Source organism: Mycobacterium noviomagense (assembly GCF_010731635.1).
Classification (GTDB): Bacteria; Actinomycetota; Actinomycetes; order Mycobacteriales; family Mycobacteriaceae; genus Mycobacterium; species Mycobacterium noviomagense.
Genome location: NZ_AP022583.1, coordinates 1036267 through 1059684, shown reverse-complemented (window position 1 = coordinate 1059684; position 23418 = coordinate 1036267). Strand labels below are relative to the sequence as shown.

Below are 23418 nucleotides of genomic sequence, written 5' to 3'. Positions count from 1 at the left end.
CGCAAAAGCTCCTATTCCACAGCGAAATCGGGGACTTATGTGTCTGCTCGCCGAAGGTTCACAGCTGCGCCAGCCGCGGGGCAAAACCTTTCACCCGCAACAAGCCTCCAGCCTCTCGGGTCAACTCCCTTGCGCTGCCCAGCATTGCGTCGAGGACCAAAACTCGCTTCACGTGCCGGTGCAGTTCGTGTTCGGCGGTAAAGCCGATTCCGCCGAGCACCTGCTGGCAGTGCCGTGCCGTGGTCAACGCGGCCTGGCCGGCCGCGGCCTTCGCCAGCAGGCAGCCGAGGTCATCGGAGGGTGCTTGCAGCGTGGCCTCCGCGCCTTCGACGGCGACCAAGGTCTCGGCCAGCCGGTGCCGAATCGCCTGAAAGGATGCGACGGGCCGGCCGAATTGGATGCGGTCGAGGGCATGCCGGCGTGCCAGTGCAAGCATCGCTCGACTGCTGCCCACCAACCACCAGCCCAGTGCGCGCCGGCCCGCGGCCAGTCGCACCGGGTCGCCCACGGACACACGGTGAATCGGAAGGTCACCGCCCAACGTCGTGCCCGCCTCGTCTGTGCGGTCCCAGACCACCCACGAACCGCCCGCGAACGGCAGCGGCACGGTGCCACCACCCTCGCCTCCAGCGGCACCCAGTACGACGTCGTTGATCACCGGCGCATGGGCACCGGTCTCACCAAGTAGACGGAATACCAAGGGGATAGCGGTGTCCGGCATTTCGGCCAGCATGTCGAGCCAGCCGAGTTCGGCCAGCGCCTCGTCGAGCTGCCGGCCCGACACTGCGGTCATCGTCTTGCGTAGCGCATCCTCGAGCAGCTGCAGGGACTCTGTGTCCACACTCACTCCTTGCCCAAGTCCAACAGCCGGCGCGCGATAATATTGCGCTGGATCTCGACGGTGCCGCCATAGATGGTCGCGGCGCGCGAGTACAAAAACTCCGTCCGCCACGAGGTGTCGTCGAGCTCGATGACACCGGGCAGCAGATCGCGCGCGGTGTCATATAACCGTTGCTCCGCGGTGGCCAACAGCACCTTGTCGATCGAGGTCTCCGGACCCAGCCGCTCGCCGTCGGCCAGCCGATGCAGCGTTGCGCGTGATCGGCAGCGCAGCATGTGCAGCGCCAGATATGCCGATCCGAGGTCATAGTCGTCGGGGTCGTTCACTTCGGCGATGAGTCGATCGAATCGTGAATACAGGTAAGCGATCCGCTGCCAAAAGCATGTCGAGCGCTCGTAGGGCAACAGGTCCATCGCCAGCCGCCAGCCGTCTCCCGGCTTGCCCAGCATGCGGCTAGCCGGGATCACCACGTCGTCGAAATACACCTCGCAGAATTCGTCGACGTCGTGCATGGTGCGCAACGGCCGAACGGTGATACCGGGCGTGTCCATGTCGACGAAGAATGCCGTGATCCCATCGTGGCCCGGTGCGGTGCGGGTCAGAAGCACGCACCGGGCCGAGTACTGCGCGAAGCTCGTCCAGACCTTCTGGCCCTTGACGATCCAGTCTTCCCCCTTGTTGCCACGCGGCTTAGCACGGGTGGACAGCGATGCCAGGTCGCTGCCCGAACCAGGTTCGGAAAAGCCCTGACACCAAAGCTCGCGACCGCTCAGAAGACGTGGCACCATTTCGGCGGCGAGTTCCGCTGGCGCGTAGTCGATCATCGTGGGCGCGAGCACCTCGACCATCGAGTACGGGCCCGGCTCGGCCAGACCGCGGCCGACGACTTCCTCTCCGACGATCGCCCGCAGTATCGGGCGCCCGCCCAATCCGCCGACGTCGACCGGCCAGCCGTAGCGCATCCACCCGGCGTCATAGAGCGCACCGTGTACGCGGGCGAGTTGGCGCATATGGCCTTCGAGCGAATGATCCGGCCCCGGTGTCAGGTCGTGGTCGTCGAGCCACGCACGCAGATCCGCCCGGAACTGCTCGACGTTCATGTCGACGACGGGCGCCCGACTGCGTGGGGGCGCCCGGAGTCGTGGGCGCCGCTGCGACGGATGAAGGTCATGGCACGGGTTTTCAGTCGCCAGCCGTCGGCGGTGCGGACATAGGTGTCGCGGTAGTAGCCGATGCGCATGTCGTGGGTGGCGTGCTCGATGAAGCACAGTGGTTGGGTGCCTTTCGCGGTGTCGCCATCGAGGTCGACCAACGCTGTTCCGGTGAGGAACAATCCTTTCGGCGCGGCCGCGACCAACTCCGGGAACTTGTCGAGGTGGTAGGTCTCCCCGAATGCGCTGTAGGTGCCGTCCGGTGTGAACACCTCGAGCAGTCCGTCGATGTCTTCTTGGGTGATGGTGACCGCGTACCGGGCAAGCAGCTGCTGGATCTCGACGAGGTCGTCAGTTCTTGTTGGCATACACCTTGCCGCCTTTCATGACGAACTGCACGTTGCGGGTAACGGTGATGTCTTCCAACGGATTTCCCGGCACCGCGATGACGTCGGCGAGTAAGCCCTCGGCCAGCCGGCCGCGGTCGGTGACGTCGATGAGCTCCGCGGCGGTGACCGTCGCTGCGCGCAGTACCGCCACCGTCGGCAGCCCGAGCTCAACCAGCGTCACCAGCTCGTCGGCGTTGCGGCCATGGGGTATTGCTGGCGCGTCCGTGCCGACTGCGATCTTGACCCCGGCCTCGTAGGCGGCCACGATCGACTTGCGTGCGCGGGGAAACATCTCGGCGGCCTTGGCTTGCAGCGCGGGCGGCGCGTGCGAGACGTCCATCGCGTCGGCGAGCCGCCGCGTCGTCACCAAAAACGTTCCGCGCTCCACCATCAACGCGATCGCCTCGTCGTCGACCAGGAAACCGTGCTCGATGCAATCGATACCCGCGGCCACCACGTGCTTGACCGCGTCGGCACCGTGTGTGTGCGCGGCGACGCGCAGGCCGCGCCGATGTGCCTCGTCGACGATGGCACATAGCTCGTCGTCCGAATAGTGTTGGGCGCCAGGCGGTCCGGTCAACGACATGACGCCGCCGGATGCGCACACTTTGATCAGCTGGGCGCCGTGCTTGATCTGGTAGCGCACCGCTTTGCGCACTTCGTCGATCCCGTTGGCGATGCCTTCTTCGACCGTGAGCGGCAGTACGCCCGGCGCGAGAGCCTGAAACATGGTGGGGTCCAAGTGCCCGCCGGTCGGGGTGATCGCATGACCGGCCGGCACCACCCGCGGGCCGTCGATCCAGCCGGCGTCGATCGCTTTGCCCAGTGCGACGTCGAGCAGATAACCGCCGGTCTTGACGAACAGCCCGAGGTTGCGCACCGTGGTGAATCCGGCACGCAGCGTGCGGCGGGCATTACCGACGGCTCGCAGCAGCCGCGTCGGGGGGTCGTCTTGAACCTGGGAGAGCCCGGGTTGCTCCCCGCGCCCGCCCATCAGGAGGTTGACCTCCATGTCCATCAGCCCCGGCAGCAGGATCTGGTCGCCGAGGTCGATGACGTCACCGTCGACGTTGCCGCCCACCCCGGCGATCCGGTCGCCGTCGACCCGCAGGATGCCGGGCCGGACGATCTCGCCCGCGTCGACGTCGAGCAGCCCAGCGGCCTTGAGCGTCAACACCTCTCAGATCACCGGTTCCCTGATGCAGTCCAGATAGGTGGCGCCGCTGTCGGGCACCCTCGGTTGCTTCCACGCCTCGATCGGGAACGACACCATGATCAGCGACTGCATCAGGTGCATCAAAGACCTGGCATCGTCGGGCAGCTCGTCGAGCGGAAACTGGTCGCAGTAGGCGATGGCGTCGTCCAGGCGTGGGAACGCAGCGTCGTAGAACGCCTGCATTTCGGCCATGGACGAGGACAGCCGCTTGGCGTAGCGCTCGGGCTCGGTGGCCAGATCCCAGTCCGAAAACGGCTCCAGGTCGGCGAATTCAGCGGGCAGAGCCATTGTTGCGGTACTCCTTAACGTAGTCTCCGGTCACCTTGTGCAGGTGGCGCAGCAGGATCTCTTGGTCACAGAGCGGAAATTCGCGGACCACTTTGGTGCCGATCATGGTCTGGGTGGCCTCCAGCGTATTGGCATCCTGAAGCGCGTACTCCTTGAACGTCACCGCGGCCAGCTCCTGGGCCAACCGTTCGCGCGCGTTCCGCGGCGGCACGAAGTACAAACTGGTCTCGAAGATGTGCTTGTCGACGGCGGTGGGCCAGTAGTGGTAGGTCAGGTACCAGCCGGGCTCCCAGATCAGCAGCATGAAGTTCGGGAAGAAGTGCCATGAATCGATACCCCACTGCGGGGCGCCGGTCGGATTGACGCCGGGCGGCAGCTGCTCGAGCTTCTCGATGACCTCGGGCTTATCCCAGGGACCGAACAACCCGCTGCGCAACTTCCGGTCCATGGGCTTGACCATGTTCAAGTCCGGGGGCGGGGCCTGGCCGCCCCAGGTGGAGATCATCGCGTGCGGGCTGGCCAGTTCGTAGTACAGCGCCTCGAAGCCGTGCTTGATGATCTTGGCGGCTTCTTCTTTGGTGTACTGGCCCTGGTGCAGCACCGGGGCGTGGTAGAACTCGGCGAACGCGTCGATGAACAGCTTCCAGTTGCTGTTGACTTCGGCCTTGTACGTGTAGACCTCGGTCATCTCGTGGAACGGGTAGCCTTCGATGCCCTTGGCCAATTGGCCGAGGTATTCGCGCAGCGGTTGCGCGTTGGAGTCGAGGTTGACGAAGACGAACCCCTCCCATACCTCGCAACGTACCGGGACCAGTCCGTACTGGCTTTTGTCGACCTCGAAGAACTCGTCCTCTTGCTGGATGAACGTCAGCTCGCCGTCAAGGTTGTAGCGCCACGCGTGGTACTTGCAGGTGAACTGCCGGCACGTACCCGCGGTTTCCTCGTGCGGATAGTCGTTCCATACCAGCTTGTTTCCGCGGTGGCGGCACACGTTGTGGAACGCCTTGATCGACCCGTCCTTGGTCTTGACCACGACCACCGACATCCCGGGGCCGGCCGAGGGCAACTCCTTGGTGAAGTAGCTGCCGGTGCGCGGGAGCCGCTCGACGCGGCCGACGGTGAGCCATGTCCGCTTGAAGATCGCCTCGCGCTCGGCTTCGAAGAAGTCCGGGTCGATCGAATCGGTGTAATCGACGGGTGCGGTGCCAAGTTCGGGATAGTTCTCTGTCCAGCTCCCCGCAGCCGGTTTCGGGAAGTGCGCCACGGTTGTTACCTCTCTCGTTCCACTTCAACGCCAAAAGTGTTCAGCGCCATCGCCAGTGCGGTGTAGCCGCCGATGGTAAAGATCAAGTCCATTAGCTGCCGCTCGTCGAGCCGCTCGCCGAGCGCGGCCCAGGTCGCATCCGACAGGTTGGACTTCTCGTCGAGCTCGTCGACGGCGCGCAGCAGGGTGCGGTCGAATTCGTCGACCGCCTCGCCCGATTGCGCGGCGGCGATGTCGGCGTCGGAGAGCCCCACCCGCTTGCCGAGCGTGACATGGTGTTCCCACTCGTAAGCACAACCGCGCCGGTGCCCGACCCGCAGGATGACCTGCTCTCGCAGCCGCGGCGGCAGCGTCGATCTGGTCAGCAGATACCCGCCGAATCGAAGAAACGCGCGCGCCAACTCCGGATGGCGCGCCAGCGTGGCCAGGAGGTTGCCGGCATCGCGCGGATTCCGGCGATCCTCTGGGAGCATCTCGGCGAGCGATCGCTGCACGGCCTCGTCCCACTGATCCGCCGGCAGCGGTTCCACGCGCATCCAGCCGCCCCTCTCAGATAGCGAGAATCATATTCTCATTTCGAACTAATAGACTTGCACGATTCGACGAATTGGTCAATGCCCGCCTTCAACCAGCCAGTTTGCGGGCCACAGTTGTGCAACAGCGCCCCTTGCGGGCGCCCGTGGCGGCGGCAGATGTTGATTCTCGTAGTGCGAGAAGATAGTTTTCAGAGGTAGAGAACTGCAGGCGGAAGCTGGGGCCAGCGGACCCGCGGCCGATCGAAAGGAACGGCGATGAACAAAGACGACATGATCCTGATCAGCGTCGATGATCACACGGTCGAGCCGCCGGACATGTTCAAGAACCATCTGCCGAATAAGTACCTCGACGACGCGCCCCGGCTGGTGCACAACCCGGACGGTTCGGACACCTGGCAGTTCCGCGACACGGTGATACCCAACGTGGCGCTCAACGCGGTGGCCGGCCGGCCGAAGGAGGAGTACGGCATCGAGCCAACCGGGCTGGACGAGATTCGGCCGGGTTGTTACAACGTCGACGAGCGGGTCAAGGACATGAACGCCGGTGGCATCCTGGCGTCAATCTGCTTCCCGTCCTTCCCGGGTTTCGCCGGGCGGCTGTTCGCCACCGAGGACCCGGAGTTCTCGGTGGCGCTGGTGCAGGCCTACAACGACTGGCACATCGAAGAATGGTGCGGGGCCTACCCCGCCCGGTTCATCCCAATGGCGCTACCGGTGATCTGGGATGCGGAGGCGTGCGCCCAGGAGGTGCGGCGCGTCTCCAAGAAAGGGGTGCACGCGCTGACCTTCACAGAAAACCCGGCGGCGATGGGTTACCCGAGCTTCCACGACCCGTACTGGAACCCGCTGTGGAAGGCGCTGTGCGACACCAACACCGTGATGAACGTGCACATCGGGTCATCAGGCAGGTTGGCCATCACGGCACCCGATGCGCCGATGGACGTGATGATCACACTGCAGCCGATGAACATCGTGCAGGCCGCCGCGGATCTGCTGTGGTCCAGGCCGATCAAGGAATACCCGGATTTGAAGATCGCGCTGTCGGAGGGCGGCACCGGCTGGATCCCGTACTTCCTCGAGCGAGTGGACCGCACGTTCGAGATGCATTCGACATGGACCCATCAGAACTTCGGCGGCAAGCTGCCCTCCGAGGTTTTCCGCGAACACTTCCTGACCTGTTTCATCAGCGACCCGGTGGGCGTCAAGCTGCGCGACATGATCGGCATCGACAACATCGCCTGGGAGGCCGACTACCCGCACAGCGACTCGATGTGGCCGGGGGCGCCGGAAGAACTCTGGGATGTGTTGTCGGAGAACAACGTTCCTGACAGCGAGATCCACAAGATCACCCACGAGAACGCAATGCGCTGGTACTCCTTCGACCCGTTCACCCACATCTCCCGTGAGCAGGCGACGGTCGGCGCGCTGCGCAAGGCCGCCGAGGGGCACGATGTGTCGATCCGAGCGCTGTCCCACCACAAAGACCGGGCGGGCTCGTCGTTCGCGGATTTCGCAGCCAACGCGAAAGCGTTGACCGGCAACAAGGACTGAGGCGCGACCTTCTCGGGCCTGGATGAGCTGCGTCGAGATTGCGCTCAGGTCGTGATTTTCGGTAATCCACGACCCTCACGGCAATCTCGGCGCAAGCAGTGAAAAGGAGATTCAGGAGTGCCCGGCGGTGGAATGAACTTCGAGCTGACCGAAGACCAGGAACTGATCCGACGGTCGGTGGCGGAGCTAGCGCAGAAGTTCGACGACCACTATTGGATGGAAAAAGATCAGGCGCATGAGTTTCCGACCGAGTTCTACCGCGCGATCGCCGATGGCGGCTGGCTCGGCATGACGATTCCCGTCGAATACGGCGGCCACGGTCTCGGGATCACCGAAGCCACCCTGCTCGCCGAGGAGGTCGCCAAGTCCGGCGGTGGCATGAACGCTGCCAGCGCGATTCACCTGTCGATTTTCGGCATGCAGCCGGTTGTGGTGCACGGCTCCGACGAGCTCAAGGCGCGCACCCTGCCTCGTATCGTGACCGGAGATCTGCACGTCTGCTTCGGTGTCACGGAACCCGGTGCAGGACTGGACACTTCCCGAATCACCACATTCGCCAAACGCCAAGGTGATCATTACGTTGTCAACGGGCGAAAAGTGTGGATCTCCAAAGCGCTGGAGTCAGAGAAGATCCTGCTGCTCACCCGCAACCAGAGCTACGACGAGGTGACCAAGAAGACTGACGGGATGACGCTGTTCTTGACCGACCTCGACCGTGCCCGCGTCGACATCCGGCCGATTCCGAAAATGGGCCGCAACGCTGTCTCTTCCAACGAGTTGTTCATCGACAACCTCGAAGTACCGGTCGAAGACCGGATCGGCGAGGAGGGCAAAGGATTTCAGTACATCCTTCACGGGTTGAACCCAGAACGGATGCTCATCGCCGCTGAAGCACTCGGCATCGGACGGGTCGCGCTGGACAAAGCGGTCAAGTACGCGACCGACCGTGAGGTCTTCGGCCGTCCGATCGGCATGAACCAGGGCATCCAGTTCCCGCTGGCCGACTCGCTGGCCCGGCTGGATGCGGCCGAACTGATGTTGCGTAAGGCCACCTGGCTCTACGACAACGGCAAGCCTTGCGGCCGGGAAGCCAATACCGCCAAATACCTTTGCGCCGACGCGGGATTCACCGCTGCGGACCGCGCCTTGCAAACCCACGGCGGCATGGGCTATGCCGAGGAATACAACGTGTCCCGCTACTTCCGTGAGGCCCGACTGATGAAGATCGCGCCGGTCAGTCAAGAGATGATCCTGAACTACCTGGGGTCGCACACCCTCAAACTGCCGAGGAGTTATTGATGAGCCGGTATTTCGACTTGTCCGGCCGCGCGGCGATGGTTACCGGCGCCGCGGGCGGCATCGGCTCCGCCGTCGCGAAGGCCCTGGCCGACGCAGGCGCGGCGGTGCTGGTCACCGATGTCGACAAGGACGCGGCAGCGGCTGTGGCAGAAAGCATTTTAGCGTCAGGCGGACGAGCCGAGTCGGCTGCGCTGGATGTCTCGGATCGAGAGTCGGCCGATGCCGCGGCCGCACAGGCGGCCGATCTCGCCGATGGCAAGCTGCACATCCTGGTGAACAACGCAGGTGTGACACAGCCGGCGATGTTCGAAAAGACCACCCAGGAATCGTTCCGCTTGCTGTTCGACATCCATGTGATGGGCACGTTCAACTGCACGCAGGCCGCGCTGCCGTACATTCCCACCGACGGGACCGGGCGCGTCATCAACGTGACGTCGGCGGCGGGAATCACCGGAACCCTCGGTCAGGTCAACTACTCTGCGGCCAAGGCAGGCATCATCGGCATCACGAAATCGTGTGCCCGTGAGTTCGCGACCAAGAACATCCTCGTCAACGCGCTGGCGCCGCTGGCCGCCACGCCGATGACGGAAACTATCCGCACCAACGAGAAGTTCGCGGCCAACATGATGAACCGCATACCGCTCAAGCGCTGGGCCGAGCCGGAGGAGATCGCCGGAGCGTTCGTCTTTCTCGCTTCTGATGCTGCGTCGTACATCACCGGGCAGGTGCTGCCGGTGGATGGCGGCATGGTGATGTGATGGCCCAAGCCCGGGCGCCACTGGCCGGCATTACGGTGGTGGCGCTGGAACAGGCGGTGTCGGCCCCGATGTGCACCCGGGTGCTCGCGGATTTCGGCGCACGCGTTATCAAAGTCGAGAACCCCAAAGGGGGAGATTTCGCTCGGCACTACGATGACGTCGTCAACGGCCTTGGCGCGCATTTCGTCTGGGCCAACCGCGGCAAGGAGTCGGTCACCCTCGATCTGAAAGCACCGGCGGGCCTGGACATCCTGCACCGACTGCTCGACCGCGCCGACGTGCTGGTGTCCAACCTGGCGCCGGGCTCCACGGCCCGGCTGGGAATCGCTCCGGCCGATCTGGCGGTACGCCACCCGAGGGTGATCGTGGTCGAAATCGACGGCTACGGCTCCGGCGGTCCGCTTTCCCACAAGCGCGCCTATGACCTGCTGGCACAAGCGGAATCAGGCGCCTGCGCGGTCACCGGTTATCCCGGGGCACCGGCCAAGCCCGGGCCGCCAGTCGCCGACATCAGCACCGGCTTGTATTCGGCCTTGTCGATCCTGGCTCTGCTCTACTCCCGGGACTGCGGTAACGACGCGTTGGGTAGAGCGGTCAGTGTCAGCCTGTTCGACACCATGACCGATCTGATGGGGTACCCGCTCACCTACACCCAGCATTCCGGCGTCGACCAGGAGCCGCTGGGAATGAGCTCACCGGCGGTGGCGCCCTACGGCGCCTACCGCACCGCCGACGGCCACACCGTGGTGCTGGGAACCACGAATGACCAAGAATGGCAACGGCTTTCGCGCGACATCCTGCAGCGTCCCGATCTCGCCGACGACGAGCGGTTCACCTGCAACGCCGGCCGCGTCGCTCACCGCGACATACTCGATGAGGCGATCGCACAGTGGTGTGCGCAGCACGATCTCGAACATGTGCAGAAGACGGCGGATGCCGCCGGGATCGGCAACGCGCGCTACAACCTGCCCAGCGAGGTGCTCACCCATCCGCAGTTGACCGCCCGAGACCGTTGGCGCCAAATCGAGACCCCGGCGGGACCGATTCCCGCGCTGCTGCCGCCTCCGGTCATTTCCGGTTACGAGCCGTCAATGGGTGCTGTACCGGGACTTGGACAACACACGGACTCGGTCCTCGCCGATTTCGGCGTGACAGCAGGGGAGATCAGCGCGCTGCGGCAACACGGCGTCATCGGGCCGGCCTATGCCGGCTGACGAGCCCGTGCTGCTCGCCGAGGACCGCGACGGCGTGCGGACGCTGACGCTGAACCGTCCGCACCGCAAGAACGCGATCAACCCCGAGTTGTGGATCGCGTTGAGGGACGCGCTGGTGGCCGCGGCCGACGACCGACACGTGCGGGCACTCGTGATCACCGGCGCCGGCGGGGCGTTCTGCTCCGGCGCCGACATCTCCGCCCCCGACGACGCCCACCCGGTCCACAAGCTGCGTCGGCTGACCGATGTGGCGTTAGCGCTGCACGAATTTCCTATGCCGACGATCGCCAAGGTGACCGGAGTCGCTGTTGGAGCGGGTTGGAACCTCGCGCTGGGTTGCGACCTGGTGGTGGCGACCCCGGAATCCACGTTCTCCCAGATATTTTCCAAGCGTGGGCTCTCGCTGGACCTCGGCGGCTCGTGGCTGCTGCCGAAGCTGGTGGGGCTGCAGCAGGCCAAACGGCTTACGCTACTGGCCGAGATCATCGACGCGGAGGAGGCACAAGCCCTGAACCTGGTGACATGGGTGGTGTCCGAGCAGGAGATCGACGAGTTCGTCACCGAGCTCGGCGAGCGCCTGGCGTCCGGCCCGGCGATCGCGCTCGCCCAAAGCAAGGCGTTGCTGAACGAAGGCGCGGATCGGACGCTGCGCGACGCGGTGGCCAACGAAGCCCGCGCCCAGATCGCGAATTTCGCGACCGTCGACGCCGCCGAGGCCTATGCGGCGTTCGCCGAGAAACGTGAGCCGTCGTTCACAGGTCGATGGGCAGTGCCCAGATCGGAGCAAACAGATGCGTGAAGCGGTGATCGTCGAGGCGGTGCGCACACCCGTCGGGAAGCGAAACGGAGCGCTGTCGAGCATGCACGCCGCCGACCTGTCGGCGGTCGTTCTCAAGGAACTGGTAGAGCGTGCCGCTATTGATCCGCAGATCATCGACGACGTGATCTGGGGATGCGTATCCCAGGTCGGCGACCAGTCCAGCAACATCGGCCGCTACGCGGTGCTGGCCGCCGGGTGGCCAGAGACCATCCCGGGCACCACGGTCAACCGGGCATGTGGCTCGAGCCAGCAGGCGCTCGACTTCGCGGTGCAGGCGGTGATGTCGGGACAGCAGGACGTCGTGGTTGCCGGCGGGGTAGAGGTGATGAGCCGGGTACCGCTGGGTGCGGCGCGGGCCACCGGAATGCCGTACGGGCCGAGAGTCCTTGAGCGCTATAACGATTTCTCCTTCAACCAAGGCATCTCCGCGGAGATGATCGCCAAGAAATGGGGGTTTTCACGCACCCGGCTCGACGAGTACTCGGCGTTGTCGCACGAGCGGGCTGCCGCCGCGCAGGACAGCGGCGCGTTCGATGCCCAGATCGTCCCGGTATGGGTCGACGGGCAGCCGGTCACCGCCGACCAGGGAGTGCGACGGGGCACCACGGTGGAAAAGCTCGCCACGCTCAAACCGGCGTTCGTCGACGACGGCGTGATCCATGCCGGCAACTCGTCGCAGATCTCTGATGGGGCAGCCGCGCTGTTGGTCACGACGCCTCCCGTGGCGCTCGAGCTCGGGTTGACCCCGATCGTGCGCTACCGCGCCGGCGCAGTCACCGGTGCCGATCCTGTGCTCATGCTCACCGGCCCGATCCCGGCCACCGAGAAGGTGCTGCGGAAGGCGGGAGTCTCGCTCTCCGACGTCGGTGTTTTCGAGGTCAACGAAGCCTTCGCTCCGGTGCCCCTGGCGTGGCTGGCCGAAACCGGCGCCGACCCGGACCGGCTCAACCCGCTTGGCGGCGCGATCGCGCTGGGCCACCCGCTCGGCGCGTCCGGCGCGGTGTTGATGACCCGCATGGTTCATCACATGCGTGACAACGGGCTTCGCTACGGCTTGCAAACCATGTGCGAGGGCGGCGGCACTGCCAACGCCACGCTTGTGGAGCTTGTGGCCTGACATGCGTCGCGAACTGTTCACCGAAGACCACGAGGCGTTTCGGCAGCTGGCCCGCGATTTCATCGAGAAAGAGATCGAACCGCACTACTCCGAGTGGAGAGAAGCCGGCCGTACAAAGTTCTGAGCCGCGCGAGGTCTTCGAAAAGCTCGGGTCGGTCGGAATGCTGGGCATGGCGATCCCCGAGGAGTACGGCGGCTCCGGCCTTCCGGACTACCGCTACAACTTCGTCCTGCAGGAGGAAGCCGCTCGCGCTCTGGTCACGACGGGAACCGTTCGCACCCAGCTCGAGGTGATCCTGCCGTACTTCCTGCACTACGCCAACGCCGAACAACGGCAACGCTGGTTCCCCCGGCCTGGCCGCCGGCACACTGCTGACCGCGATCGCGATGACCGAGCCCGGCACCGGCTCGGATCTCGCCGGCATCCGTACCACCGCGGTGCGCAGATCTGGTTAAGGGGGCGACGAGTACGTCGTCAACGGCGCCAAGACGTTCACCGGAGGTTTGCTGGCCGATCTCGTCATCGTGGTGGCGCGGACGTCGACCGACCCGGACAACCGTCGCCGCGGATTGACGCTGCTGGTGGTCGAAGACGGCATGCCCGGGTTCGTCAAGGGCCGGGCCCTGGACAAGATGGGCTGCAAGGTGCAAGACACCGCCGAACTGTCCTTCACCGACGTGCGGGTGCCGGTTGCCAACCGGCTCGGCGAAGAGGGAAACGCGTTCGAGTACCTCGGCCACAACCTGCCCCAGGAGCGCATGACGGTCGCCGTCGGGTCGGTGGCGCAGGCCCGCGCGGCCGTTGCGGCAACCATCGATTACGTCAAGGAGCGCAAGGCATTTGGGACGCCGGTGGCTTCGTTTCAGAACACGAAGTTCGAGCTGGCTGCTATGGCCGCCGAGATCGAGGCGGCGCAGACCATGGTCGACCGCGCGGTGGTGGAGCTGGTGGCCGGCGAGCTATCGGGCTCGGACACGGCGAAGGTGAAGTTGTTCTGCACCGAGATGCAAGGACGCGTCGTCGACCGGTGTCTGCAGCTGTTCGAGGGCTACGGCTACGTGATGGAGTACCCGATCGCCCGGCTCTACACGGACGCCGGGTCGCCCGCATCTATGCCGGTACCAGTGAGGTGATGAAGATAATCCTCGCCAAGTCGTTGGGGTTGTGACTCCGGGGAAAAGTTCCTGCGCTGAGACCCTTGTCACACTGGCCAAACCAACCTACTGTGTGTTCACTAGGTTAGTTCTCTCGCCCGAGGAGTGTGGTGTCCGGCGTCTCCAGCGCGACCCGCCCGTACGACACGCTGCTTGCCAAGGGTGAGGACCGTAAACAGCGGATTCTCGCCGTGGCGCAGCGGCTGCTGACCCGCAACGGCTGGCGTAATACGACGCTGGCGCAGATTGCCCGGGAAGCCGGGGTCAGTCCGGCCGGACTGCTGCACCACTTCCAGTCCAAAGAACAGCTCTTGCACGCGGTGCTCGACGTCCGCGACGCCGACGACGATGCGCACGCGGATCGAGCGGGCGATCTCATCACCGAAATCGAACGGGTGCCTGAGCGCTACGACCGGACACCCGAATTGATGGGTGCGTACACGGTGCTGCTGGTAGAGAACCTGCTGCCCGATGCTCCGCTGCACGACCGCCTTGTCAAGAGATATCGCGATGCGGTCGACATCGTCGCCGAGCTCATCCGGCAAGGCCAGCAGGCCGGCAGGTATCGCACCGACATAGACCCCGCCGTCAAGGCAGTCGAAATCCTCGCCTTCATCAACGGAATGGAAACCACATGGTTGCTCGATCCCTCGATACCGCTGACCGAGGTCTTCAAGGGGTACGCGGAGTCTCTGGCTCGCGACCTCACGCCGCCGAGCCCGAGATGAGGTACCGGCTCGACGTTGTGGCAGCCAGCGTCGTCGACGTGGTGATGTTCGCCGGCGGCTGGCTGTTCGACCGGGCGATGGCCGGCTGGGACGTCACGGTGCTGCTCACCGACCATCCCGATGATCGGCCGTTGCGGATCCTCGGCGCACGGACCCTCGACCTGGAATACGCGTTGACCTCGGTCGACCACTGGCCGCGTCCCCAGACACTGGCCGCGGCCGCGGACCTCTTCGGGTGCGACGCCCGGGTCCGGCAAGGAGTGCTGCAGGCCCTCGACCACGGCGTCACCGAAGTCACGTTGTGGGGCCAGACCTGGCCGGCCGAGCTCGACGACAGCGTCGGATTGGTGCAGCACCAGCTCAGCGCGGCCGCACAGGCGTTCAAAGGTCACGCCCTCGCCGCCGCCGCGGTCCCGCAGCCGGTCGTCGGCGCGACAGAGATTTTCCGCAGCGGCCTCATGGCCTGCCCCTCGGTGGCGGCTGACCTGGTGCCCGCGAGCTGACGCACGCCGCGGCGCTGGTTGACGACGCAGAACAGCTATGGAAATCTAATACTCATACATGAGAGGCAGATTCTCGCTAATCGAGATTGTCGAACGGAGTAGCGGACAGTGACTGACTTGACCGCGATGGATTTCTTCCGCGACGAGCGGCTTGTCGAGGATCCGTACCCATACTTCGAGGCCTTGCGCCAGCAGTGTCCGGTGGTGCGCGAACCGCATCACGATGTGATGATGGTGACCGGCTGGGACGAGGCGGTCTCGGTGTTCAACGACGCTGAGACGTTTTCGTCGTGCATCTCGGTGACCGGGCCGTTCCCCGGATTCCCGGTGCCGCTAGAAGGTGACGACGTCACAGAGTTGATCGAGCAGCACCGCGACGAGCTGCCGTTCAGCGATCAACTGCCCACGCTCGACCCGCCAACCCATACCAACCATCGCGCGCTGCTCATGCGGCTGATCACCCCGAAGCGCCTCAAGGAGAACGAGGACGCGATGTGGGCGCTGGCCGACGAGGTGCTGGACACCTTCTTGGTGGGCGGCGAGGGCGAGTTCATCAAGGGGTTCGCCGCGCCGTTCACGTTGTTCGTAATCGCCGATCTACTTGGAGTGCCCGACGCCGACCGCGACGACTTCGTGCGCAACCTGCACCGCAATGTCGGTGGCGGCCTGGGCAGTACCGAAGGCGAATCTTTGGCCCACAGTCCGCTGGAGTTCATTTACGGGCGGTTCGCCACCTATATCGAGGACCGCCGCCGCGAACCGCGTGATGACGTGCTGACCGGACTGGCGACCGCGACGTTCCCCGACGGCTCCACACCCGATGTGGCCGACGTCGTGCGGGTGGCGACCAACGTGTTCTCGGCCGGTCAAGAGACCACGGTGCGGCTGCTTGGCAGCGCGTTGAAGATCATGGCCGAAAACCGCGACGTGCAGCGGCAGTTGCGCAAAGACCGCAGCCGCATACCGAATTTCATCGAGGAGACGCTGCGCATCGAGAGCCCGGTCAAGGGTGACTTCCGCTTGTCGCGCGTTCCGACCGAGGTGGGCGGCGTCGAAATGCCAGCCGGAACAACGGTGATGGTCCTGCAGGCGGCGGCCAACCGTGACCCGCGCCGCTTCGAGGAGCCCGCCACATTCGACCCGGCACGCAAGAACGCCCGCCAGCACCTGGCGTTCGGGCGGGGAATCCACACGTGTCCCGGTGCGCCGCTGGCGAGAGCCGAGACCCGGGTCGGCATCGAGCGGCTACTGGACCGCACGACCGACATCAGGATCTGTGAACGGGTGCACGGTGCGGCGAACAGCCGCCGCTACCACTATCTTCCGACATATATCTTGCGCGGCCTGACCGAACTGCACCTGGAGTTCGACCCGGCATGAAAGTGACGGTTGACGACCAGCGTTGTCGTGGTCATGGCGTGTGTATCACGTTGTGCCCGGAAGTGTTCCAACTCAACGACGACGGCTACTCCGAAGTCCAGGTGCCGGAAGTCCCAGCTGGGCTTGAGGAATCAGCACGACAGGCGATCGCAGATTGCCCCGAGCAAGCCATCAGCGAAAGCTGATCTTAGACAAGGAGATTCGTTTGGCCAAGGGCTACATCATTCTGACCGAGGCCATCAAAGACCCGGAGGGCATGAAGGCCTACGCGCAGGCGGCGGGTGCGGCGATGGGCGGAGTCAACATCCTCGCAGTGGATACCGCACCCCAAGTCCTGGAAGGCGATTGGCACGGCGACCAGACCGTCGTCCTCGAGTTCGAATCGGTCGAGGCTGCGCGCAAGTGGTATGAGTCCGAGGCCTATCAGAAGGCAGCCAAACTGCGCCAAGCCGCCGCTGACTGCAACGCGGTCATCCTCAGCGGGTTCTAGACGCCGTCGGGCTAAAACGGCGGTGGTTCAGCCGGATCTGTGGGTAAGAGAAGCCGAGCAACTCAAGCACGAGCTAGGGCCAGTGCGTCGTCAGGGGGATCAGGGTAAAAGCGTCGACGTGGGTCGGGCGCACGACCTTGAAGTGTCGTCGATCCACGGTCGCGATCTCGCTGATGCCGAATCGCTCCGCTGCGGCCACCACTGATGCGTCGACGGTGCCCAAAGGGAGGTCTCGATACCATGCGACGAGCTCAGCGATGCGCAACCAGTCTCCGGCAGCGACGGGCTCGACCTTGAATGCGCCGTCGGCGAGGTCGCCGAGAAATCGGATTTCAGCTTTCGCGCCAAGGCGCGTACCGAGTAGGTAGACGACTTCGGTGATCACAAGCGTTGGGATGACCAGCGGCCCGGAATGCGTTTCGAGAAGCTCGAGCGACGAAGCATGGTGAGCGTCGTCAGCATCGACGTAGGCATACAGCGGGCCAGCATCGACAATGATCGCGGCTATTGCCCGACCTCAGCGGCAAGGATGGCTTCGATGCGCTCTGAGATATCGCTGCGACCGCTGCGGCCGGCGCGCGCTGCCTGAAGATGACGACGGCCACCGGACTGGCCGAAATAGGCTTCGAGGGCCTCACGAGTGATCTCCGAGACGGTCAGGTTCCGCCGCTCGGCCTCATGCCGCAGGCGCGCATCGAGAGCGTCCGAGATCTTGACCGTTGTACGTTTCATGTATGCCAGCATACCTCGCTGCGCAAGCCGGCTTACTCTTCCTTGATCGAGATGGCCTGCCGCGGGCATTGGCGCACCGCTTCCTGAATCAACTCCTCGTTCTCCGGCGTGACTTCCGGCTGAAGCACGGTCAGCATGTCGTCATCGCTTAGGTGGAACACCTCGGGAATGATGCCCATGCACACGCCATTGCTTTCGCACAGACCGAAATCGACTTCCACCTTTTTCATCGCAGCACCCTCACTGGTACGTTCTGCCAGCCCGCCACGTTCTGCATGTTGACGCGTTTGCAGCCGTCCCAATCGACTTCGTAACGCGGCATGAAGTCGAGCAACTTCTCCAGCGCGATCGCGCTTTCCATACGAGCCAGCGCCGCACCGAGACAACTGTGAATCCCATAGCCGAAGCCCACATTCAGCGCTTCATGCGGGTCGCGGTCGATGTCGAACTTGTCCGGATCGGTCCACGCCTCGGGATCCCGATTCGCCGAACCTCCGATCAAGAACACCGGCTTGCCGGCCGGAATCGTGACTCCGTGCAGGGTAACCTCTTTGCGAGAGCAGCGCACGTTGTACTGGGATGGCGCCTCGTAGCGCAACAGCTCCTCGACCGCGGCCGGGATCTTGCTGCGGTCGTCGAGCAGTTTCTGCCACTGGTCGGGGTTGCGAGCGAACACCATCGCCGCATTGCCGATCAGCTTCGTCACGGTCTCAGCACCCGCACCACCCAACAGCGTTGCGAAGCCAGCGATTTCGACGTCGTCGAGCCCTGTCTTCTCCCCGTTCTCCCGCTCGATCTCAGCGGTAATCAGCTTGGTGAACAGATCGTCGCGCAATTCGTTGCGCCGCTGCTGTACCAGGTCGAGGTAAAACATCGCCGTCTCGACGTTGGCCTGCATCCCAGCCTCGCTTGGCTCGACCTGGCCTGGCTCGCGATGCAGCGACTCGTCGATCCACAGCCGGATCTTCTGCCGGTGTTCGGGCGCCACCCCGAGCATCGTCGTGATCACTTCGACCGGGAACGGAGCGGAAAAGTCCTGCACCACATCGAACTGGTCGGGGTTCGCGGCACCCAAGAACCGCTCGATGGTCTCGGTGACCATCTGCTTCTGCGCCTGGATAGCCCGCGGCGTGAACACCTTGTTGAGCAGGCTGCGCATGTGACGGTGTTCCGGCGGATCCATGAAGATGATGGATTTCGGATGGGGGACTTGACCGGAGCGCACCATCGCCAAGTCGACTCCCCGTGCCGATGAGTACGTTTGGTAGTCCTTAAAGGCAGCGGCCACGTCGGCATGCCGGCTCAGCGCGTAAAAGTCGTACTTCTCGTCGTAGTAGACCGGGGCTTCCTCCCGCATCCGCCGATACATCTCGTACGGGCTGTTGAAGAACTCCTCGGAGAACGGATCGAAGACGACTTTGGGCTTGGTCACTGACTCCTCCTGCGGCGACATGCGGGCTGGACCGTTACAGCGGAATCGCTGACTGTAACGCTAACGGTAGCGTGTTCACGGGCCCAGCGGAATCGAAACTTCGGCAAATGTCATCCCTTCACCGCGGCGTCGATGACGTCGTCCAGTAGGCCGAGGTCGCTGCCAAGTTCGGCGGCGATCGCTCTGACGACGCCGACGTCTTTGCCCACGAATTCACCGACGCTTTCGATAAACGACGCGACTGACCCGCCCGCCGCGACGATGCTCAGCACCCGACTGGCCGCGCTGCCCTGGGGAAGGGCTTTTAGCAGCGTCGGTTCCGGTACGCCGAGCCGCGTGCCCAGTTGCACGGATTCGGCGAGCAGCCCGATCTGCGCGGCAAACAGCGCATTGTTGACCAGCTTCACCTTCTGGCCGGTGCCGGTCGGGCCGACGTGCAGGACGGGATCGCCGTAACAGCCCAATACCGGCTGCAGGCGCGCGACTGCATCATCGCCGCCACCGACGAACAGCGTCAGGGCGCCGGCCGCCGCGTCGTGCGGGCCGCCGCTGACCGGCGCGTCGGCGACGGCGACGCCATGGGTGGCCGCGCGGGCGGCGATCGCCTCGATGGTGGCGGGACTTGCGGTGGTGTGCACGACCAGGACCGAACCAGGCGGCATGCTCGCCAGCAGGTCGCTGTCCAGACAGACTTGCCGCACTTGTTCATCGGTGAACACGCATACCACCACGACGTCGGCCTCCGCGCCGACCTCCGACATGTCGGCCACCGGACTGGCGCCCAATTCGGCGACGGCAGCGCGCTTTTCAGCGGATCGGCCCAAAGCACGAACGTCGTGACCGGCTTCGACCAAACGCGCCACCATCGGGCGCCCCATCCGTCCTGCGCCGACGAATCCGATTCTCACCGCGGGTGTTTCATGAGCGTCAGCGCAGCGTCGGCAGCGTCGAGCACTGCACCGGATGACGCCGAGGCCCGCTCAGCCAGGTCGGCCACCAGCCGGACATCCTTTTGCAGCAGCGATCCCGCATAACCGGCCAGTCGGTCCAGGCCGCCGATGCCACCAAGAGCGTTGAGCGCAAAGCTGTTTCCGCTACCACGGGAAATGACCTCGGTGAGACCCTCGGGCGAGACGCCGAGCGCCTGCCCGAGGCTCAGGGTGGTCGCAGACGTGGCCAGATTGGCGGTGAACAACAGGTTGTTCAGCAGCTTGGTGGTTTGTCCGGAGCCGAGCTCGCCCAAATAAACCACGGGGTCGGCGTAGGTTTCGAACACCGGCCTGCACCGCTCGACCACGTCGGCATCGCCGCCGACCATCACGAGCAGCCGGCCTTCGGCCGCCGCGCCGCCACCGCCGCTGACCGGCGCATCGATCACCGAGACATCCTGCACTGCAGCAGTTTGCGCTAGCTCGCGGCAACTATTTGGGTGAACAGTGCTGTGCACGGCGATCACACCGCCGGGCGTCAGACCGGCAAGCACGCCCTGCTCACCGGTGGTGACCTCGTCGACGTCGGCGTCACCGACGACGCACAGGCATACCAGATCGCTGTCGGCGGCGAGTTCGGCGGGAGAGCCGGCAACCTTCGCTGCGGTGTCGGCGAACGGTTCGAGCGATTCGGGCCGACGGGCCCACAACGTCGTTGGGTATCCGGCGTCGACGATCCGTCGTGCCATGGGGCCGCCCTGGCTGCCCAACCCGATGAAACCCACCCGCATCAACCGGCCTCCAAATCGGCATCGGTGGTCGCGTTCGCGACTGCAGGATTCTCGCGCGCGACGATGCATTCCTCGACGAAGGAAAAGGCCTTCAAGTGGTAGGCGGCAGCAGTGTGGCCGAGGCTGAGATTGTGTCCGGCTGCGACTTGTTCATTGATGGTGAAGCGGGGCGCCGCCGAGAACATCGCGGCGATCTCAGCCAACGCCGCCGGATCGGACTGCCAGACCCGCTCGTGTTCGGCGACGCTGAGCTGCACCGGGACACGCACCCGGGCCGCCAGCGCCGGAAAGTCTTGGCGGGCCCAGCTTGTCACCACCGTCTCCTCGTAGGCGGGAGCCGTCGACGAATTCGTGATCCCGGTGAGCAGGTCGGGCGGATACAGCCGCGTCGGGTGCCACAACAGCTCGCGCAGTCCGGCGGGGCGGTGCTCGCGCGTCGCTGCTTTGAGCACCTCGCGGCTCGCGGGGTGATAGTGCCGGCCAGTTCGATACCGAGCAGCTGATCGCCTCGCTGGTCAGCGGCCATCCGTAGTGCCAACTCGCACCCGCCTGAATGCGCCAGCAAGAACAAGCCGGCCCCATGTGGTCGCTCGGCAAGAATGCGGTGGACTGCCGCGTAAGCGAGGGCGGCCCGCTGCTCGGGCTGTGCCATCGCGTCCGGGTAGGGCGCCGAGCTGCCATAGCCGGGCCGGTCGAGCGCAATCACCGTGTAGCCCAACATGGCTCCCAGCCGCAGCAAGGACAACGACGGGTGGCCCGGACAATCGAAATACACGGAGCTGGTGCCACCGCCGTGCAAGGCCACCACCACCGCCCGCGGTGCGGTTACTTCAGTGACCAACGCGGACATCGGTACGCCGTCGGCGTTGACGATCCGGGGGCGGGGAGCATTCATGTATCGGCCCGCAACAGGAGCACACCGCTGGGCGTGAGACCGCCGCTGCTGACCACGCCGACGCGCGCGTCGGCAACCTGGCGGTCGCCGGCCTCGCCGCGCAGCTGGCTGACCGCTTCGTGCAGCAAACCCATGCCATGAGTGCGACCGTGAGATAGCTGGCCGCCGTGCGTGTTCAGCGGCAACAGGCCGTCGCGGGCGATGTTCTTGCCGCCGTCCAGGAACTCCTTGGCCTCACCGATACCGCAAAAGCCAAGGGCCTCGATCCAGGACAGGCAGTTCATCGTGAACCCGTCGTAGAGCTCGGCGACGTCCACGTCCTGCGGGGTCAGCGAGGTGCGCGTCCACAGGTGCGCAGATTGGCCCAGTACCTGCGGCTCATGGGTCAAAGTGCTTTGGTCCCAGTCGATCCGCTCGATGATCTGTGTTCCCACCGCCTCCACCAACACCGGCGGCTTGGCCAGGTCGCGGGCAGCGTCGACCGCGGACACGATGACGGCGATCGCCCCGTCGCACGGCACGTCGCAGTCGTAGAGACCGAAGGGCGTCGTGATCGGCCGCGCGCTGAGGTAGTCCTCCATCGTCATCGGCGACCGATAGACCGCGGTCGGGTTGAGTTCCGCATTGGCCCGCTGGTTCAACGCAATCCAGCCCAGCGTCTCCTTCGTCGTCCCGTACCGATGCATGTGTCGCTGCGCATTCTGCGCCAGGGTGTGCGCTGCTGACGTGGCACCGAACGGGAAGAGCCAGCTGGTGGTACGGCCTCCAGAGGGGACGATCTTGCCCTGTTTCATCAGTTCGTTGTAGGTGGCCTCCCACAACGTCCGGAAGCACAGCACGTGACGGGCCAAGCCGCCGGCGACCGCGAGCATCGCGGCGATCACCGATCCGCCCGGGCCGAAGGTTTCGATGCCGCCGTTGTGCCACGTCGGGCGGATTCCGAGCGCGGCCTCCAGCGCGGTGACCCCGCCCTCACCGAACCCGCCGAGGTTGCCACCACCGGGATACGTTGAGAGGCCGTCGATGTCGTCGAGGGTCAGCCCCGCGTCGGCGACCGCGGCCTCGCAGGCCTGCACCGTCAGCGTGAGCGGGGGCACCATCAGCCGGCGGCCGATGTCGGACATACCGATCCCGGTCAGCGCAACTTTGTCCTCGAACTTCTCGCGGGTGAGCATGGGATGCACATGGTCGGCGAAGCGTTCCGGCTCGATCTCGTCGGCCGGGAGCGACGCGGGCTCACCACCAACGGGCCGAAATAGCGGCAGCCACACATCCTCGACGTGCTCGAAAACCACCTCCACCGGCTGGCCGAGCTGCAGCTGATCGGGGTCACACCCAATGATATTGGTAGTCAAGCGGGCTCGCGGGTCCTCGGCGATCGAAACTTGGGCCACCACATACGGCGCCGGCAAACCGGGCAGGCTGAACCGATGATTGACGGTGAAGCCGGCCAGCGTCCCACGACCGGACAGCGCTCGCACGCAGAGATTGTGGGAGCGGCAGTATCGGCAGATCGGTGCGGGCGGATGGATCAGTGCGCGGCAGTCCGCGCATTCCTGCAGTCGCAGCTTCCCGTCGGCACCTGACGTCCAGAAGAACTCATTCTCGTGGGTTAGCAGCGGCAGTGGGCGGCCGGTCAACGGGTGAACCCCCACTCCGCTTCGTTCTCTTCTGTTTTGAGATGCGCAGTGGGATCCTCGTCAGGACCGCTCGACGGTAGCCGGGTGTCGTAGGGCCTGTGCTCACCAACCTCCATGATCGCGTGGACGGGACAGTCCAGCAGCGCCCGCATGACCGCGTCGTGGTCTTCCTCGGTCACTGTGCCGTCGCCGATCAGCGACGCATACCCCCAATCGTCGAGCGAGAAATACTTCGGCGCATGCTTGGCGCAGATACCGAACCCGTCGCACAGGGTGCGGTCGAGGCGGATCGTCATGCG

26 protein-coding genes and 2 pseudogenes are annotated in these 23418 nt (G+C 64.9%); 12 read left to right on the top strand and 16 right to left on the bottom strand.

Translation table 11 applies throughout. The features are described 5' to 3' along the window. Positions 1-58: 58 nt before the first annotated feature. The 7 genes from G6N15_RS04855 to G6N15_RS04825 are packed head-to-tail and all read right to left on the bottom strand — an operon-like array spanning position 59 to position 5685. Entirely contained in the window at positions 59-793 is a 735-nt protein-coding gene (locus G6N15_RS04855; protein ID WP_083087511.1) for an acyl-CoA dehydrogenase family protein, read from the bottom strand. Positions 794-843: 50 nt separating this feature from the next. Then, complete coding sequence (locus G6N15_RS04850) at positions 844-1941, bottom strand: acyl-CoA dehydrogenase family protein (RefSeq protein ID WP_083087464.1); 1098 nt, start codon at positions 1939-1941, stop codon at positions 844-846. Next, positions 1938-2360, bottom strand: coding sequence for a nuclear transport factor 2 family protein (locus G6N15_RS04845; protein ID WP_083087463.1), 423 nt, complete (start codon positions 2358-2360; stop codon positions 1938-1940). Before G6N15_RS04845 ends, G6N15_RS04850 begins: the two co-directional genes overlap by 4 nt. Further along, entirely contained in the window at positions 2344-3558 is a 1215-nt protein-coding gene (locus G6N15_RS04840) for a metal-dependent hydrolase family protein (RefSeq protein WP_083087462.1), read from the bottom strand. Before G6N15_RS04840 ends, G6N15_RS04845 begins: the two co-directional genes overlap by 17 nt. Before the next feature lie 3 nt (positions 3559-3561). Further along, positions 3562-3885, bottom strand: coding sequence for a hypothetical protein (locus G6N15_RS04835; protein ID WP_083087461.1), 324 nt, complete (start codon positions 3883-3885; stop codon positions 3562-3564). After that, on the bottom strand, positions 3869-5149 hold the full coding sequence (locus G6N15_RS04830) for an aromatic ring-hydroxylating oxygenase subunit alpha (RefSeq protein ID WP_083087460.1): 1281 nt from the start codon (positions 5147-5149) through the stop codon (positions 3869-3871). The genes G6N15_RS04835 and G6N15_RS04830 overlap by 17 nt, the downstream gene beginning before the upstream one ends. A gap of 5 nt (positions 5150-5154) precedes the next feature. Continuing rightward, positions 5155-5685 (bottom strand): carboxymuconolactone decarboxylase family protein, encoded by a 531-nt coding sequence (locus tag G6N15_RS04825; RefSeq protein ID WP_083087459.1) that lies wholly within the window; start codon positions 5683-5685, stop codon positions 5155-5157. 255 nt (positions 5686-5940) lie between these two features. Here G6N15_RS04825 and G6N15_RS04820 point away from each other — a divergent pair, with 255 nt between their 5' ends. The 12 genes and pseudogenes from G6N15_RS04820 to G6N15_RS04765 all read left to right on the top strand — a co-directional run bounded on the left by G6N15_RS04820 (position 5941) and on the right by G6N15_RS04765 (position 16700). After that, positions 5941-7236 carry an amidohydrolase family protein gene (locus G6N15_RS04820; RefSeq protein ID WP_083087458.1) on the top strand — a complete coding sequence of 432 codons (1296 nt, stop codon included), beginning with the start codon at positions 5941-5943 and terminating at the stop codon, positions 7234-7236. A gap of 132 nt (positions 7237-7368) precedes the next feature. Beyond that, positions 7369-8535 (top strand): acyl-CoA dehydrogenase family protein, encoded by a 1167-nt coding sequence (locus G6N15_RS04815; RefSeq protein WP_083087457.1) that lies wholly within the window; start codon positions 7369-7371, stop codon positions 8533-8535. After that, the gene (locus G6N15_RS04810; protein ID WP_083087456.1) at positions 8535-9293 is read left to right on the top strand and encodes an SDR family NAD(P)-dependent oxidoreductase; all 759 of its coding nucleotides are present in this window, start codon (positions 8535-8537) and stop codon (positions 9291-9293) included. Before G6N15_RS04815 ends, G6N15_RS04810 begins: the two co-directional genes overlap by 1 nt. Beyond that, a complete protein-coding gene (locus G6N15_RS04805) occupies positions 9293-10507 on the top strand; it encodes a CaiB/BaiF CoA transferase family protein (protein WP_083087455.1) in 1215 nt (404 codons plus the stop codon). Before G6N15_RS04810 ends, G6N15_RS04805 begins: the two co-directional genes overlap by 1 nt. After that, positions 10497-11306, top strand: coding sequence for an enoyl-CoA hydratase/isomerase family protein (locus G6N15_RS04800; RefSeq protein WP_083087454.1), 810 nt, complete (start codon positions 10497-10499; stop codon positions 11304-11306). Before G6N15_RS04805 ends, G6N15_RS04800 begins: the two co-directional genes overlap by 11 nt. Further along, positions 11299-12444 carry a thiolase family protein gene (locus tag G6N15_RS04795; protein WP_083087453.1) on the top strand — a complete coding sequence of 382 codons (1146 nt, stop codon included), beginning with the start codon at positions 11299-11301 and terminating at the stop codon, positions 12442-12444. Before G6N15_RS04800 ends, G6N15_RS04795 begins: the two co-directional genes overlap by 8 nt. Before the next feature lies 1 nt (position 12445). After that, positions 12446-13613: pseudogene (locus tag G6N15_RS04790) on the top strand (acyl-CoA dehydrogenase family protein). A 96-nt stretch (positions 13614-13709) separates the two neighbouring features. Further along, complete coding sequence (locus tag G6N15_RS04785) at positions 13710-14327, top strand: TetR/AcrR family transcriptional regulator (protein ID WP_083087510.1); 618 nt, start codon at positions 13710-13712, stop codon at positions 14325-14327. After that, entirely contained in the window at positions 14324-14830 is a 507-nt protein-coding gene (locus tag G6N15_RS04780) for a hypothetical protein (protein ID WP_083087452.1), read from the top strand. The genes G6N15_RS04785 and G6N15_RS04780 overlap by 4 nt, the downstream gene beginning before the upstream one ends. Before the next feature lie 126 nt (positions 14831-14956). Further along, positions 14957-16210 carry a cytochrome P450 gene (locus G6N15_RS04775; RefSeq protein ID WP_083087509.1) on the top strand — a complete coding sequence of 418 codons (1254 nt, stop codon included), beginning with the start codon at positions 14957-14959 and terminating at the stop codon, positions 16208-16210. After that, positions 16207-16395 carry a ferredoxin gene (locus G6N15_RS04770; protein WP_083087451.1) on the top strand — a complete coding sequence of 63 codons (189 nt, stop codon included), beginning with the start codon at positions 16207-16209 and terminating at the stop codon, positions 16393-16395. Before G6N15_RS04775 ends, G6N15_RS04770 begins: the two co-directional genes overlap by 4 nt. Positions 16396-16415: 20 nt before the next feature. Further along, positions 16416-16700 (top strand): DUF1330 domain-containing protein, encoded by a 285-nt coding sequence (locus G6N15_RS04765; RefSeq protein WP_083087450.1) that lies wholly within the window; start codon positions 16416-16418, stop codon positions 16698-16700. A gap of 73 nt (positions 16701-16773) precedes the next feature. Here the strand turns inward: G6N15_RS04765 and G6N15_RS04760 are convergent, their stop codons facing one another. From G6N15_RS04760 to G6N15_RS04720, 9 genes and pseudogenes are all read right to left on the bottom strand, one after another. Further along, entirely contained in the window at positions 16774-17196 is a 423-nt protein-coding gene (locus tag G6N15_RS04760) for a type II toxin-antitoxin system VapC family toxin (protein WP_264019274.1), read from the bottom strand. 8 nt (positions 17197-17204) lie between these two features. Further along, the gene (locus G6N15_RS04755; protein WP_232070352.1) at positions 17205-17432 is read right to left on the bottom strand and encodes a ribbon-helix-helix domain-containing protein; all 228 of its coding nucleotides are present in this window, start codon (positions 17430-17432) and stop codon (positions 17205-17207) included. A gap of 32 nt (positions 17433-17464) precedes the next feature. Then, positions 17465-17662: a ferredoxin gene (locus G6N15_RS04750; RefSeq protein WP_083087447.1), complete on the bottom strand. Its 198-nt coding sequence runs from the start codon at positions 17660-17662 to the stop codon at positions 17465-17467. Beyond that, complete coding sequence (locus G6N15_RS04745) at positions 17659-18864, bottom strand: cytochrome P450 (protein WP_083087508.1); 1206 nt, start codon at positions 18862-18864, stop codon at positions 17659-17661. Before G6N15_RS04745 ends, G6N15_RS04750 begins: the two co-directional genes overlap by 4 nt. 110 nt (positions 18865-18974) lie before the next feature. Further along, the gene (locus tag G6N15_RS04740) at positions 18975-19772 is read right to left on the bottom strand and encodes an NAD(P)-dependent oxidoreductase (RefSeq protein WP_083087446.1); all 798 of its coding nucleotides are present in this window, start codon (positions 19770-19772) and stop codon (positions 18975-18977) included. Then, positions 19769-20584, bottom strand: a complete 816-nt coding sequence (locus G6N15_RS04735) for an NAD(P)-dependent oxidoreductase (RefSeq protein WP_083087445.1) — start codon at positions 20582-20584, stop codon at positions 19769-19771. Before G6N15_RS04735 ends, G6N15_RS04740 begins: the two co-directional genes overlap by 4 nt. Beyond that, a pseudogene (locus tag G6N15_RS04730) lies at positions 20584-21479 on the bottom strand (alpha/beta fold hydrolase). Before G6N15_RS04730 ends, G6N15_RS04735 begins: the two are co-directional and overlap by 1 nt. Continuing rightward, positions 21476-23134 carry a thiolase C-terminal domain-containing protein gene (locus G6N15_RS04725; RefSeq protein WP_139797815.1) on the bottom strand — a complete coding sequence of 553 codons (1659 nt, stop codon included), beginning with the start codon at positions 23132-23134 and terminating at the stop codon, positions 21476-21478. The pseudogene G6N15_RS04730 and the gene G6N15_RS04725 overlap by 4 nt, the downstream one beginning before the upstream one ends. Continuing rightward, positions 23116-23415 (bottom strand): ferredoxin, encoded by a 300-nt coding sequence (locus G6N15_RS04720; RefSeq protein WP_179961810.1) that lies wholly within the window; start codon positions 23413-23415, stop codon positions 23116-23118. Before G6N15_RS04720 ends, G6N15_RS04725 begins: the two co-directional genes overlap by 19 nt. Positions 23416-23418: the final 3 nt, after the last annotated feature.